Raw genomic sequence first — 440 nt, 5'->3', positions numbered from 1 at the left:
GGTTCTGGGTGCCAGCGGCGACCCGCCCGCGCGTGGCCAGCCCGGTCAGGAACGCCTCGACGTGCCGCCCTTCCAGCTCACGCGGGTGGCGCTTTCCGTTGGCAAGGATGAACCGCCGGATCCAGGCCACGTACGCCTGCTCGGTGCGCAGGCTGTAGTGCTTCAGCCGCAGCCGGCCCCGCACCTGATCCAGCAGCCTCGGCTCCTGCCCGCCGCCGCCATCGAAGCGCCCATCCCCCGTTAAACCCTCGTTTCGGTCGTCCAATCCCATAGCGCCTCCGTGCGCCGGATAACAAGCTCAACCTATGCTGTCACGGCCGCCGAACCAGTCGTCCAGATCACTGGCTGGATGTAGGATTTTTCCGCGCTGGCCCCGCAGGCCCGCAGCGGCCATACTCGACGCAACGCCCCGTTTCGGGGGCCGAATAATTGTTAGGCGG

At 67.5% G+C, this 440-nt stretch carries 1 protein-coding gene; it reads right to left on the bottom strand.

Features of this window, described 5'->3' with window-relative positions; genetic code table 11:
* The coding region (locus ABD76_RS00205; RefSeq protein ID WP_197253242.1) for a phage integrase N-terminal SAM-like domain-containing protein at window positions 1–265 on the bottom strand (265 nt) is incomplete at its 3' end.
* Window positions 266–440: the final 175 nt, after the last annotated feature.

This window comes from Paenibacillus dendritiformis (assembly GCF_015845845.1).
In the GTDB taxonomy this organism is placed as follows: domain Bacteria; phylum Bacillota; class Bacilli; order Paenibacillales; family Paenibacillaceae; genus Paenibacillus_B; species Paenibacillus_B dendritiformis_C.
Note: the sequence above shows the minus strand (reverse complement) of the source record. Positions and strands in the feature narration are given on the sequence as shown.